Below are 13,669 nucleotides of genomic sequence, written 5' to 3'. Positions count from 1 at the left end.
TGCCAAAGGCTTTACGCTGCGCTATCAAGCTTCGTATCCTTGTAGTCGGTGTCAATCCAAAATCGGCAATCTAAAATCCAAAATTGTTTGACTATCAATATTTTGTTAGGAATCCCATTTCATCCGTTATGCTGTGGTTGCTGCAATATTGAGTTCCGACGGCTTTAGTGTAGTTAAATTTCAGGGAAAAAACTCATGGCAAAACAGTTAAACCTTCTCTCAACGGGACAGGTAATTCCAACAGCCCTGCACACCGAGATGCAACGGTCTTATCTAGAATATGCCATGAGCGTGATTGTCGGGCGAGCGCTACCAGACGTGCGTGATGGCTTAAAACCAGTGCATCGCCGCATCCTATATGCCATGCACGAACTTGGTTTAGTACCAGATAGACCCTATCGAAAATGTGCCCGTGTAGTGGGTGATGTGTTGGGTAAATACCATCCTCACGGCGACCAATCAGTTTACGATGCTTTAGTCAGGCTAGTACAGGATTTTTCTAGCCGCTATCCTTTGCTGGCAGGACATGGTAACTTTGGCAGTGTCGATAATGACCCGCCAGCAGCGATGCGTTATACAGAAACGCGCCTCGCACCCATTAGTCATGAGGGAATGCTGACAGAAATTGGCGAAGAAACTGTGGAATTTGTCGGTAACTTCGATAATTCCCAGCAAGAACCAACAGTATTACCTGCTCAGTTGCCGTTTCTGTTGCTCAATGGCTGTTCTGGTATTGCCGTGGGAATGGCGACGAATGTTCCACCCCATAATTTGGGAGAAGTTGTCGATGGGTTAATTGCTTTAATCGACAACCCAGATTTGCCAGATGAAAAATTATTTGAGTTAATTCCAGGGCCAGACTTTCCCACTGGTGGGGAAATAATTGGTGAGACTGGAATTCGAGAAGCATACACCACAGGTAAAGGCGGGATTCTGCTGCGGGGAATTGCGACTCTGGAGGAAATTCCAGCCACAAGGGGAAGCAAGCGACGGACGGCAATTATCATTACAGAGTTGCCTTATCAAGTAAATAAGGCTGCTTGGATTGAGAAGGTAGCGGACTTAGTAAATCAAGGTCGTTTGCAAGGAATTTCTGATCTTCGAGATGAAAGCGATCGCGAAGGGATGCGGGTGGTAATTGAACTCAAACGCGATACTAATCCCCAAGAAGTTCTCCAGCATTTGTATCATCAAACTGCTTTGCAAATGACTTTTGGGGCAATTCTCTTAGCAATAGTGAATGGACAACCCCGCCAGTTAAGTTTGCGTCAACTTTTGCAAGAGTTTTTGAGTTTCCGAGAAGAAACGCTCAACCGTCGCTACAATTACGAGTTGGAGAAGGCTCAAAGTCGTGTGCATTTGCTGGAAGGTTTACTCAAAGCACTATCTAATTTGGATCAGGTAATTGAAATTTTGCGGCAAGCTCCCGATGGTAGTACGGCAAAAATAAACCTTTGTAGCCGACTAGATTTGAGTGAAGTACAAGGAGATGCAATTTTGGCTATGCCGTTGCGTCGCCTCACCAGTTTAGAACAGCAAAATTTGCAGCAGGAATTTGAGCAGATAAGTGAACAAATTAGATTGTTGGAGCTATTACTCAACGATCGCCGAGAATTACTCAAGGCACTGAAAAAAGATTTGCGATCGCTCAAGCGCAAGTACAGCGATCCCCGACGGACAAAAATTGGAGAGGAGCAAAAGTCTAAGGTAGAGGAGCAGAGGGGCAGAGGGGCAGAGGGGCAAAGGAGCAGAGGGGCAGAGGAGGAGGAACTTAAATCTTCTGAACCGGTAGAAGAGGCAATTTTAGAGTTTACCCAACGGGGTTATGTGCGCCGTACCCAGCCATCTGGGAGAAAGTCAAAAGGTGAAAATGGCCTGCATGATAATGACTTCATTATTCAAACTGTGTTGACTGACACAGAGAAAGACTTGCTAGTATTAAGCGCTAGCGGCAAAGTTTACCCTGTGAAGGTGGGAGAAATTCCCCCAACCACTGGCCGTTCCCCACGAGGGAAACCTTTGATTACCATGCTTAGTAATACTGCTCAAGGCGCTCAAGAAGCTGTAGTCAGCCGCTTTTTACTGCCGGAAAATCTCGAAACTAAGCAGATGATTCTTTTAACAAAAGAGGGACGGATTAAGCGGCTGTCTCTGGGAGAATTTACTAACTTAACTCGGCGCGGAATCACAATTTTGAAGCTCAAAGATGATGATGAATTGTCATTTACCCAGTTCACCAAACCAGGAGATCATCTGATTTTAGCTAGTTCAGGTGGGCGACTGTTGCGCTTTGCAGTCAATGATGAACAATTACCGATCATGGGACGTGCAGCGATGGGTTTACAAGCATTTCGGTTATTGAAAAATCAGCAAATGGTTGGCTGTGCCACTGTCGGGAAAGATGACCAGCTACTGCTAATTACTCAAGAAGGATATGCCAAGCGAATGCCTGCGAGCCAGTTAAGAGCCGCTAATCGCGGCGATTTAGGCACGCAAGCGCTGAAATTTGCTAGCAAAACTGACAACTTAGCTGGTATGGTTATAGCGACGATCGCATCTAGCGAGGTAGCTTTAGTGACGAATAAAGAGCGGGTGGTGCGGATACCTGTGGAAACAGTGCCAATTTTAGGAAGGGATGTGAAAGGTGAAAGCATCCTTCAACTCAACCGCGATGAAAAAATCATTACTGTTGCTGAAGTGCGATCGTAAATTAGGGTGATGTTCAACTTGCGACAAGCCAACTTGCAGGATTTAGAGGCGCTAATCCAACTGCGTCTCGAACTTCTGCGGGAGGCTGGCGATATAAAAGGTAACTCTGACACCGCAAACCTAGCAGAAGCAACTCGAAAGTATTTTGCTGAAAAAATGCCGCAGAATGACTTTTTAGCTTGGGTAGCTGAAGTGGATAGTCAAATTGTTGCCACTAGCGGCTTAGTATTTTTTCAACGCCCCCCCTATAACGGTAATCTTTCAGGCTTAGAAGCCTACATTATGAACGTTTATACAATTCCGATGTGGCGAGGACAGGGAATTGCTACAGCACTCTTAAAGGAAATTATCAGCTTTGTCAGAACAACTGAAGCAAAACGCCTCTGGCTTCACGCCACTGAGGATGGTAAACGTATCTACGAGAAGCTTGGTTTTGTCTCGACTTCAAAAGAAATGGAAATGGTCTGGTATTGAACCAAGTATTTCTGACTACAAATATCTCTATAAATTATCAAGTAGTTTTTTATTTTAAAATAACAAACTCTATAGAAAATCAAGCAATGTAAGTTCTTTACTTGCATATTAATATCAATAAGCCATATTATTTATGGAAGTAAAAATTTACCTAACATTTCTTCTACCTCAGTAAATCTCACTGAAGGTAGATGTTTGAATATGTATAAATAGTTATTTCTATTTATGTCAAGCTATGGAAACAAAAGTATAAAACATGTTGCCTTTATTAAAATATTTGTTATATTAGTTTACATAAGGAAATAAACCTTAAAAATTAAGCTTGGAGTTTGAACGATGACTAATGCAACCACAACAAAAGTAACTACTCCTGTAATTGAAGATCGCAACGCTTGGCGTTGGGGCTTTACTCCACAAGCAGAAATTTGGAACGGCCGCTTGGCAATGATCGGCTTTTTGGCAGCCGTTTTGGTTGAGCTTTTTTCTGGTCAAGGCTTTTTACATTTTTGGGGCATCCTATAAGTTTTAATATTTAAGATGACCTATAAATAAAAAAACCTGGAGTGCTAATTCACTACCAGGTTTTTTATTGTTTTGTCATTTGTCAGTTGTCATTTGTTTATTTACTAATGACCAATGACTAATAACTAATTGACTACCGAATATACTCTTTGAGAACACTGTTACGATTTGGGTGGCGTAACTTGCGGAGTGCTTTCGCTTCAATTTGACGAATACGTTCGCGGGTGACGTTGAAAATCTGTCCGATTTCTTCAAGAGTCTTCATCCGACCATCATCCAAGCCGTAACGCAGTCTGAGCACATCGCGTTCACGAGGACTTAGACTATCGAGGACTTTTTCAAGGTCTTCGCGCAGAAGGTTTTTGGAAACTTGGTCTTCTGGCGTTTCACCATCGGATTCAATAAAATCGCCCAATCGAGAATCTTCTTCTTTACCAATGGGTGTTTCTAATGAAATGGGTAGCTGGGCAGATTTAGCAATAAATCGCAACTTCTCAATGGTCATTTCCATACGAGTGGCAATTTCTTCTTCAGTGGGTTTGCGACCCATTTCTTGAGATAGCAACTTGGTAGTTTTCTTAATCCGAGAGATGGTTTCGTAAAGGTGAACTGGAAGACGAATTGTGCGGGATTGGTCTGCGATCGCGCGGGTAATTGCTTGACGAATCCACCATGTAGCATAAGTGGAAAACTTATAACCTTTTTCGTGGTCAAACTTTTCAGCGGCACGAATCAAACCGAGACTGCCTTCCTGAATTAAGTCTTGGAACGACAAACCACGATTCATGTACTTCTTGGCAATTGAAACTACAAGACGGAGGTTAGATTGCACCATCTTGTCTTTCGCCCTACGACCAACATGGAGGCGATAACGAAAAGCTGGCAAAGGTAGTTGTACTGCTTCTGCCCATTCACTATCTCTAGGATCGCGATCTAACTGTTCACAGAGTCTTTCTCGCACTCTCTCTAATTCCAGCAAATCAGCGATTTTCCGCGCCAATTCAATTTCTTCGTCTGCCCGCAACAGCCGAATTCTACCAATTTCTTGCAAGTAAAGCCGAATTGAATCTTCGGTATAGTGCTTCTTCTTGCTTTGTGTCCGACGACGCGATTTAGCGGCTTTTCCAGACTTTGCGTCGTCCTCATCAGACTGAGGCTCTAAAAATTCCTCGTCACCTTCATCGATGATCAGCAAGTCCTCTTCATCGTCTATTAAGAGTTCTTCTAACTCGAGCTCAGGCTGATTTATTATTTCTAGGTCAGGCTGATATATGCTTTCGAGTACGTTGTTAGCCTGGTTCATGCCGCGTTCCTCATGCTCCTTGCAGAATCAATTACTCAAGACAAGATGTGTTTACTGCTCTTTTAAACGAGCTATTCATTAACCGAAAATAAGATTTTTGGCAGATTTGCCAAAGATATTTTCGGACGTTTTACACCTCCGGTCGGAGGTTTTAAAACTAGTTTAAGCGATTACTAAAAGTGACTTGCTCATCTTAGTAAATGTTATGTGTGTTGCTATCACACACTGCTTTCAACTAACTGGTCAAAAAAAAGACTCGTCTTTATCAAAAAATTTGCCACTCTATACTAATGAGTTCAGACTGTTGGCAGATTTTCCTAGAAAGACTCTTCCGATTGTAGCCTGTTTCACAGAAATTGCACTCTTTTTGTGTATTAATCATGAACTTCTAAAGCAACTATTAGCCACTATTACCAAAAAGACATTAAAAACAGGAGTTCTACCCTTAAATTTTTTTCTACTTTTCGGAATTGCAGTGACCCTCTTATTACATTACAAAGTAAGTACCTTTGCTTTTGCTGAATTTCATGTGTTTTACACAACATTAATTACTTAGGAAGAGTGAATTTTATGTTAACTCAGACGATTCGCCTTAATCTACCCATTTTTACATTTCCTTCACAAATTATGCATTCCTTAGACTAAAGCGGTTCTTGACCTTGGGTAAATACAACAAGGGTGATGGTGTTTGCCTTAAAGCAGTTAACCTTCTGCGTACTAATTACCTTAACTGAGGAGTTGAGGCTGTGGCAGAATCGACCTGATAGCAGATCAATTTAGGTTTAACTAATTTGGTCTTATTCACACGTTAGCGCACTGTGGCGATTTCAGCCCTATGAAACTTGACAAACTTTTCTTATTGTATACAAGGATATTTTAATCAATATAAAAAGAATTTGTCCTGTGAACTCGCCAGTATAGTCTTATTTAAGGCAAAAGTTCATTAGATACATCCGATACAATAGCGATCGCTAAGGCAGTACATGAAGATATTAACAAGTTTGCTGCCAGATGGTGTCCGCTTCCAGTAGGCATTACCTCGAACAAAGAGAATCCTGAAGATTGCCTGATGATTTGGTTACAAACTTAATTTACGTAAGTATGTTGTAATCTTCAATACTGTTATTCCAGTAAATTTTTGTCATCTTATTATGAGAAATCCTCAAAATACTTATTAATTGCTGTTTGATAGATGAGATTCAGTTATTTTCTTAAAGCATAACAAATGTGTTTCTAGCTGGTGGACAAAATAAATCAGCCATTCAGTCCAAAGAGTATCATCTTAACTAAACTTCTATAAAGTTGGTAGTTTAGCTAACAGTAGAAGATTGAATTTTTGTAAAATATTGACAATAAGCAAATTATATGGTTAATTGCTAACTGAAAAATTTAGAATTTTTGTAGTTATGTTGCCCTGACCAGAAATAGAAAGGTACAGAGCAAATAAATTTATTTATGGGGTTGGGAAATTTTTAACTTTTGAATGCGTGACTTTTGACTTCCCGGAAGGGGCTGACCTATCGTGGTGTTGGGGTGGTTTTTAGACTTGAGGGAAAATTAGGTGGCAGAAGTACCTGATCAACTATATGAACAATGCCGTTGCTAGCTGGGATGTCTGGCTGAGTCACTTTAGCGTTGTTGACTGTGATTGAATTGCTGGCACGATCAACTGTGATTTGAACAGGACTACCTTCAATTGTTTTAACTTGTCCAGATGTCAATTGCTGGGAGGCAATTCCCCCAGGTATAACATGATATGCTAGAAGCTTGACTAATTGTTGTTTGTTTGCTGGCTGTAAGAGTTGATCTAAAGTAGTTTTTGGTAAAACAGAGAAAGCGGCGTCAGTAGGTGCAAATATTGTGTAAGGGCCTGGTTTAGCAAGCTGTTCAGTTAAGCCTGCGGCTTGCACTGCTCGGATGAGGGTTTGAAACTGTCCTTGACTAGCTGCTGACTTTGCCAGTTCTGCTAAATTTTGGGTGGCAATGGTGGCAGTAGGAGTTGGCGTGATAGGAGGGACAGTTGCTGTAGGACTTTCGGCAGGTTGAACGCAGGCAGACAGAGCAATCAAGCTACTTATGCCAATAATATTTAACAATATTTCTACTATGCCTTTGCTCGCTTTCATAGCTTTGTCTAAAATCCAGTTAAATAAGGAATTATTGACAATATCTAATGAATTTATGGATATAGTCACTCATCTAACGACATAGTTTGGAGTCTGAAAAATATTAATACAAAGTATCTACATATTTTGTAGTTTGACATCCTCCGAAAGGGGTAGCTTTCATAGCAGTTTTGGATATAAAAAAGGTAATGGGTGAAAACGTATCACCCATTACCAATGTCACAAATTATTGGAGTCGTGCTAGAGAATTGATATTAGATATCTAAATCGGTGAAGTTGAGTTTAGAACCATAGGTTTCAATGAATTCCCGTCTGGGAGCGACGCGATCGCCCATTAAAATTGTGAAGATGCGATCGGCTTCAGCAGCGTCCTCAATTTCGACTTGCTTCATTTTGCGGGTTTCTGGGTTCATTGTGGTGTCCCAGAGTTGTTGTGGCATCATTTCACCCAAACCTTTGAAGCGTTGGATGGTATAGTTGGCATTAGCAGGGAATTTAGCAATTGCTTGATCTTTTTCGCGATCGCTATAGCAATACTCATGATTACGTCCCCGTTCTACTTTAAACAGTGGGGGACAAGCAATATAAATAAAGCCTTGTTCGATTAGCGATCGCTGATATCGATAGAAGAATGTTAACAACAAAGTCCGGATGTGCGCTCCATCTACGTCAGCATCCGTCATAATGACTATGCGGTGGTAACGCAGTTGAGTAGAATCGAATTCATCACCTTTGACACCTAAACCGAGTGCTGTAATTAACGATTGAACTTCGTTATTTTTATAGATTTTAGCGTCGTCGGTTTTTTCAATGTTAAGAATTTTACCACGTAGAGGTAATATTGCTTGAGTGCGGCGATCGCGTCCTTGTTTGGCACTCCCACCGGCTGAGTCTCCTTCCACGATGAATATTTCCGATTCGTTGGGATCGCGAGAACTACAATCTGCTAATTTACCAGGTAATGGCGAAGATTCCAGTACGGATTTGCGCCGAACTAATTCCCGCGCATGACGCGCTGCTTCTGCGGCTTTGAAAGCTTGGATAGCTTTGTCTAAAATTGAGTCTGCGATCGCAGGGTGAAATTCTAGGTACTCAGTGAGGACTTCTCCTACCAAAGAATCAACAATCCCTCGAACTTCAGTGTTACCGAGTTTGGTTTTGGTTTGTCCTTCAAATTCTGGATCTGGGACTTTAACCGAAATTACCGCAGTCAAACCTTCGCGGACGTGTTCGCCACTGAGGTTAGGTTCATTCTCTTTAATTTTATTGCGCTTGCGAGCGATCGCATTTAATGTCCGAGTCAGAACTGCTTTCAAACCTTCTAAGTGCGTACCACCATCTACTGTACGAATATTGTTGGCGAAACCTAGAATATTATCCGTGTAAGCATCAGTACACCATTGCAAAGAAACTTCCACTTGTACATTGTTCCGTTCTCCTTGCACATAGATAATTTCTTCATGCAGTGGCTGCTTCTCGCGGTTCATGTAAGCAATGTACTCTTTGATCCCACCCTTGTACTCGTAGGTTTCTACCTTGGATGTATCGCTTTTTAGTAGTTCTAAACGGTGGTCACTAAAGGTAATTTTGACACCTGCATTCAGATACGCCAATTCCCGTAGGCGTCCTGATAAAGTGATGTAATCAAACTCAATGCTATTTGTAAAGATTTGGATATCTGGCTTGAAAGTGACAGAAGTTCCAGTTCTAGCTTCCTTGTAAGGCTTTGTTTGCAGCTCACTAACTGGGACACCACGTTCATAGCGCTGAAGATGAACCTTTTTATCTCGCCAAACCGTAACTTCTACAACTTCAGATAGAGCATTAACAACAGAAACACCAACTCCGTGTAATCCTCCAGAAACTTTGTAACCACCGCCGCCAAACTTACCACCAGCGTGCAGTACCGTCATCACGGTTTCTAAAGCCGATTTTCCGGTGCGCGAGTGAGTATCGACGGGAATACCGCGACCATCATCTGTTACAGTTACTGAACCATCAGCGTTGATATCCACTTCTATATGAGTGCAATGACCCGCCAAAGCCTCATCAATTGAATTGTCCACCACCTCGTAAACTAAATGGTGGAGTCCTCGCGGCCCAGTGGTACCGATGTACATTCCTGGTCTTTTGCGGACGGCTTCCAGACCTTCCAGAACTTGAATCTGATCGGCACTGTAACTGCTCGTCATGTAAACTCTCCTGATGCGTGGGGTTGAAATCGCCTAAAGGCAAATAAAAGTAAAAACACTCCAAAATTGTAACACAAAAGCCTTGCTGGCGTCTGTAGGGCATTTTCAAGAGAAGTTTATACTGGGGTTGCACTACCGTGGAAGAGGGGCAGGGGAGGTAGGGGAAGAATTTCTAAATCTTGACCAATGACTAATGACCAATGACTAATGACTAAATTAATTGTGATTTGTGGGGCGACGGCAACGGGTAAATCGGGTTTAGCTTTGGCTTTGGCGATGCGGTTGGGTTCTGTAATTCTCAGTGCTGATTCTCGTCAAGTTTATCGTGAGTTCGATATTGGGACGGCAAAACCAACTGTAGCTGAACAAAAATTGGTGCCACACTATTTAATAGATATCTGCAATCCAGCAGATATCATGACAGTAGCAGACTATCAGCAGCAAACACAAGCTTTAATTGCTTCTGTTGGTGTTACCCCACTGTTTTTAGTTGGTGGTACTGGCTTATATATCCGTTCCATTGTCCAAGGGATGAAAATTCCGAGAGTTGCACCACAGATGGAATTGCGATCGCAGCTTGAATCTCTCGGTCAACCACAACTCTACGCCATGTTACAACAAGTTGACCCAGTTGCAGCACAAAAGATTCATGGCAATGATTCAGTGCGAACTTTAAGAGCCTTAGAGGTATATTATGTCACTGGTCATCCAATTTCAGAACAGCAAGGGGAGAATCCACCAAATTATCCGATTTTGCAAATTGGTTTAGATTGCGATATTGAAAAGTTGCTTACTCGTATTCAACAGCGCACTGAGCAAATGATAGCAGATGGTTTGGTCGCTGAAGTGGAGTATCTTTGTCAAAAATATGGTGCTGATTTGTCTTTGTTGAATACTTTGGGCTATCAAGAAATTAAGCAATATTTGGCTGGGGATATTTCCTTAGATGAGGCGAAAGAATTAATAATTTTGCATACACGACAATTTGCCAAGCGACAACGCACTTGGTTTCGAGCCTATCCAAAAATTGAATGGTTTGATGCAGATGATCCTAATTTATTAGAGAAGGTTTGGCATCGGATAAATGAATTTATAAGTTGCACAAGTTCGTGAGAATTATAAACTCATGCAAAGACGCAAAAAACTTTGCGCCTTTACAGCGAGTGTTCTATAGATTGTCAGGATCTACGCCCATAGCCCGTAGCCTATCTGCTAGCAATTGGGTGCGTTGTTCTGCTTGTTCTGCACGTTGTCGTTCTTGTTCTGCACGTTCATCTCCAGTCGATAAAACATTACCATCTTGGTAGCACCAGCGTAACCAAGTATCTTGTCTACCTTCAAATTTTCCTTGCCACAAAGTTACACCTAAACCAACTTGTTCTAACCAATTTTCTGAAGTTTCAAAGTAGCGCCTTCCTCTAAGTTCATAAACGCGTAGTAGTTTTTCTCCTAATTGTTGATTCTGGTCATATACAATGTAGTAACTAGCCCGCATTTGTTCATAAATTTTCAGCTTTTTGCCAAGTTCATCCCCTTCTTTATTAGAGACAATTTCTAGGACAACTTCTGGAGGTTTGCCAAAACGCCAAACCATATAACAACGATTTTGTTTTTCCCACCAATTTTCAGGAACTTGGACATCTAAGCTGAGAAAAACATCAGGTACAATTGCTGGTTGACCGTCTGTATGATAGATACCTACATTAGCTTCAGCTAAAAAAGTCTGCTGTTGTATGGAACTGTAAAGAGAGCTAACTAAAAGACGTTGTTGTTTGGCAGATGCAAAATTGTCCACAGGTGTATCATCTTCAGTGACTAGCTGGTTGGCATCTGGCACATAGTAATCATCATCATTGATTAGAACTTGCTGAACCATGATTTTATTCAGTATTTAAGAGCGTTATTTCTAGGTTAATTGATTGGGGATTGCAGAGTGCATTGATTCAATATTTTATACTTAAAAATTCTGAGGAGTAGTCATCAATGGAATCTTTTTCAGAACTTGTAAAGCTTTCTAGACTATTAAATGATTTCAGACAACCCTGGTTTGTAGCGGGTGGATGGGCGATAGACCTTTTTATAGGAGATGTAACTAGGGTACATAAAGATATAGAAATCGCAATATTTAGGAAAGACCAGAACAGCCTGCGAGAATATTTATTTGGCTGGGAATTTACCAAGGTTGTTAATGGAAAAATGGAGCCTTGGAATGAAGATGAATGGCTAGAGTTACCGATACATGAAATTCATGCTCATACTAAAAATAACTTATTCTCGGAACTAGAGATTCTCCTGGATGAGTCTTCACAGAGCGAGTGGAGGTTTCGTAGAAATCTTGATATTGCACGTCCATTATCAATGATTCGGTTATTTTCTGATATCGGTGTACCGTTCCTTGCTCCAGAGATTGTACTCTTATACAAAGCCAAGAATCCCAGGTCTAAGGACGAAGATGATTTTTATCGTGTATGCAGGTTACTTAATGAAGAGCGTCAAGTTTGGCTTAAGCAAGCAATAACACTGTGTCACCCCGGACATCATTGGCTTGCAGAAATTCATGCTAACTGAAGATGAGCGCGATCGCTTCCTATCCATCTAAATTATTGCTGCAAATGAGTGCGATCGCATTTACTCACTCTTAGCTGCTATTCTTGCAACAATAGTAATTACAGCTATACTAACCAGCCTGCAACATCTACCTTGAACTTTAAAAAACTATGCTTACCCAAGATAAAAAACAACGCAACTGGAAACCTATTCTCAAAGCATTCGAGGCTGTCCTTGGCAAAAATGGTGTGGTGCAACGCCGCGAAGAACTCATTACCTATGAATGCGATGGTTTGACTGGCTATCGCCAACGTCCGGCTGTGGTGGTGTTACCCAGAACTACAGAACAAGTTGCAGAAATTGTAAAAATATGCAACCAATATTCTATCCCCTTCATAGCACGCGGCTCTGGCACTGGTCTATCTGGTGGTGCTTTACCATTAGAAGATTCTGTTTTAATTGTCACTTCGTTAATGCGGCAAATCCTCAGCATTGATTTGGAAAATCAACGGACAGTTGTCCAACCAGGGGTGATTAATAGTTGGGTAACGCAGGCTGTTAGTGGTGCTGGTTTTTACTACGCTCCTGACCCTTCCAGTCAAATTATTTGCTCTATTGGAGGCAATATTGCCGAAAACTCTGGTGGCGTACACTGTCTTAAATACGGTGTTACTACTAACCACGTTTTAGGATTAAAAATTGTCACGCCGGAAGGGGAAATTATTGATTTAGGCGGACAAATCCCAGAAATGCCTGGTTATGATTTAACAGGTGTTTTTGTTGGTTCCGAAGGCACTTTAGGAATTGCCACAGAAATTACTTTGCGAATTCTCAAAAGTGCAGAATCAATTTGTGTGCTGTTGGCAGATTTTACTAGCATTGAAGCAGCTGGGGCAACTGTTTCTGATATCATCAGCGCCGGGATTATTCCTGGTGGTATGGAAATGATGGATAACTTCAGCATCAATGCTGTTGAAGATGTTGTAGCAACTAATTGTTATCCCCGCGATGCTACTGCCATTTTGCTAATAGAAATTGACGGTTTAGAAGTAGAAGTTGCAGGAAATAAGCAGCGAGTTATTGAAATTTGTAAAAAGAATGGGGCACGAAATGTCACTTCTGCTACTGACCCAGAAACCAGATTGAAATTATGGAAAGGACGCAAAGCCGCTTTTGCTGCGGCTGGGCATTTAAGCCCAGATTATTATGTACAAGATGGTGTAATTCCTCGGACTCAGTTGCCTTATGTTTTGCACGAAATTAAAACATTAAGTGAACAATACGGTTATCGAGTTGCTAATGTATTTCATGCTGGCGATGGCAATCTTCATCCGCTAATTCTTTATGATAATTCTGTGCATGGAGCATTGGAACAAGTAGAAGAAATGGGTGGAAAAATTCTTAAACTTTGTGTCCAAGTTGGTGGTAGCATTTCGGGTGAACATGGCATTGGTGAAGAGAAAAAGTGCTATATGCCCCAGATGTTTAGCCAAGTTGATTTAGAAACTATGCAATGGGTACGGGAAGTTTTTAATCCTAAAGGGTTAGCAAATCCTGAGAAGATATTCCCCACACCACGAACTTGTGGTGAAGCAGCAAATGCATCGACACTCAAGCAATTTGAAGGTGTGGAAAGATTTTAAGAAGTTAGGAGTTAGGAGTACAGACGCGATTAATCGCGTCTGTACAAAAATTAAGAGTTTGGAGTCATAATTTATCAGGTTTTAGTATACGTTAAGTATATTTATAACCAAGATTGGCTCTGCATTATTGCTACTATTCTGAGTTCTGAGTTC

The 13,669-nt window shown here is 41.4% G+C and carries 10 protein-coding genes; 6 read left to right on the top strand and 4 right to left on the bottom strand.

Annotation, left to right across the window (positions count from 1 at the left end):
* Nucleotides 1-195 precede the first annotated feature (195 nt).
* From gyrA to RMZ43_RS26625, 3 genes are all read left to right on the top strand, one after another.
* The gene (gyrA, locus tag RMZ43_RS26635; protein ID WP_322652546.1) at nt 196-2,709 is read left to right on the top strand and encodes a DNA gyrase subunit A; all 2,514 of its coding nucleotides are present in this window, start codon (nt 196-198) and stop codon (nt 2,707-2,709) included.
* A 9-nt stretch (nt 2,710-2,718) separates the two neighbouring features.
* Nucleotides 2,719-3,183: a GNAT family N-acetyltransferase gene (locus RMZ43_RS26630; RefSeq protein ID WP_322652545.1), complete on the top strand. Its 465-nt coding sequence runs from the start codon at nt 2,719-2,721 to the stop codon at nt 3,181-3,183.
* Nucleotides 3,184-3,519: 336 nt separating this feature from the next.
* On the top strand, nt 3,520-3,705 hold the full coding sequence (locus tag RMZ43_RS26625; RefSeq protein WP_109009401.1) for a chlorophyll a/b-binding protein: 186 nt from the start codon (nt 3,520-3,522) through the stop codon (nt 3,703-3,705).
* Between the two features lie 133 nt (nt 3,706-3,838).
* Here the strand turns inward: RMZ43_RS26625 and rpoD are convergent, their stop codons facing one another.
* From rpoD to gyrB, 3 genes are all read right to left on the bottom strand, one after another.
* The gene (rpoD, locus tag RMZ43_RS26620; RefSeq protein WP_069073375.1) at nt 3,839-5,008 is read right to left on the bottom strand and encodes an RNA polymerase sigma factor RpoD; all 1,170 of its coding nucleotides are present in this window, start codon (nt 5,006-5,008) and stop codon (nt 3,839-3,841) included.
* Nucleotides 5,009-6,525: 1,517 nt separating this feature from the next.
* Complete coding sequence (locus tag RMZ43_RS26615) at nt 6,526-7,134, bottom strand: fasciclin domain-containing protein (protein ID WP_322652544.1); 609 nt, start codon at nt 7,132-7,134, stop codon at nt 6,526-6,528.
* A 254-nt stretch (nt 7,135-7,388) separates the two neighbouring features.
* Nucleotides 7,389-9,326: a DNA topoisomerase (ATP-hydrolyzing) subunit B gene (gene gyrB / locus RMZ43_RS26610; protein WP_322652543.1), complete on the bottom strand. Its 1,938-nt coding sequence runs from the start codon at nt 9,324-9,326 to the stop codon at nt 7,389-7,391.
* A 207-nt stretch (nt 9,327-9,533) separates the two neighbouring features.
* Between gyrB and miaA the strand changes: the two genes are divergently transcribed.
* Nucleotides 9,534-10,439, top strand: a complete 906-nt coding sequence (gene miaA / locus RMZ43_RS26605; RefSeq protein ID WP_322652542.1) for a tRNA (adenosine(37)-N6)-dimethylallyltransferase MiaA — start codon at nt 9,534-9,536, stop codon at nt 10,437-10,439.
* Nucleotides 10,440-10,494: 55 nt separating this feature from the next.
* Here the strand turns inward: miaA and RMZ43_RS26600 are convergent, their stop codons facing one another.
* Nucleotides 10,495-11,202: a Uma2 family endonuclease gene (locus RMZ43_RS26600; RefSeq protein ID WP_322652541.1), complete on the bottom strand. Its 708-nt coding sequence runs from the start codon at nt 11,200-11,202 to the stop codon at nt 10,495-10,497.
* A gap of 107 nt (nt 11,203-11,309) precedes the next feature.
* Here RMZ43_RS26600 and RMZ43_RS26595 point away from each other — a divergent pair, with 107 nt between their 5' ends.
* On the top strand, nt 11,310-11,894 hold the full coding sequence (locus RMZ43_RS26595) for a nucleotidyltransferase domain-containing protein (RefSeq protein ID WP_322648193.1): 585 nt from the start codon (nt 11,310-11,312) through the stop codon (nt 11,892-11,894).
* Nucleotides 11,895-12,043: 149 nt separating this feature from the next.
* Complete coding sequence (gene glcD, locus RMZ43_RS26590; RefSeq protein ID WP_322652540.1) at nt 12,044-13,516, top strand: glycolate oxidase subunit GlcD; 1,473 nt, start codon at nt 12,044-12,046, stop codon at nt 13,514-13,516.
* Nucleotides 13,517-13,669: the final 153 nt, after the last annotated feature.

This window comes from Nostoc sp. CmiVER01 (assembly GCF_034531135.2).
Taxonomy (GTDB): Bacteria; Cyanobacteriota; Cyanobacteriia; order Cyanobacteriales; family Nostocaceae; genus Nostoc.
The sequence above is the reverse complement of the archived record's forward strand: the minus strand, read 5'-3'. Positions and strand labels throughout refer to the sequence as shown.

Excerpts from the sequence above, each read along its gene's own strand:
- RMZ43_RS26625 (WP_109009401.1), top strand. The coding sequence starts at position 3,520 with ATGACTAATGCAACCACAACAAAAGTAACTACTCCTGTAATTGAAGAT.
- glcD (WP_322652540.1), top strand. The coding sequence starts at position 12,044 with ATGCTTACCCAAGATAAAAAACAACGCAACTGGAAACCTATTCTCAAA.
- RMZ43_RS26630 (WP_322652545.1), top strand. The coding sequence starts at position 2,719 with ATGTTCAACTTGCGACAAGCCAACTTGCAGGATTTAGAGGCGCTAATC.
- gyrB (WP_322652543.1), bottom strand. The coding sequence starts at position 9,326 with ATGACGAGCAGTTACAGTGCCGATCAGATTCAAGTTCTGGAAGGTCTG.
- miaA (WP_322652542.1), top strand. The coding sequence starts at position 9,534 with ATGACTAAATTAATTGTGATTTGTGGGGCGACGGCAACGGGTAAATCG.
- RMZ43_RS26615 (WP_322652544.1), bottom strand. The coding sequence starts at position 7,134 with ATGAAAGCGAGCAAAGGCATAGTAGAAATATTGTTAAATATTATTGGC.
- RMZ43_RS26600 (WP_322652541.1), bottom strand. The coding sequence starts at position 11,202 with ATGGTTCAGCAAGTTCTAATCAATGATGATGATTACTATGTGCCAGAT.
- rpoD (WP_069073375.1), bottom strand. The coding sequence starts at position 5,008 with ATGAACCAGGCTAACAACGTACTCGAAAGCATATATCAGCCTGACCTA.
- gyrA (WP_322652546.1), top strand. The coding sequence starts at position 196 with ATGGCAAAACAGTTAAACCTTCTCTCAACGGGACAGGTAATTCCAACA.
- RMZ43_RS26595 (WP_322648193.1), top strand. The coding sequence starts at position 11,310 with ATGGAATCTTTTTCAGAACTTGTAAAGCTTTCTAGACTATTAAATGAT.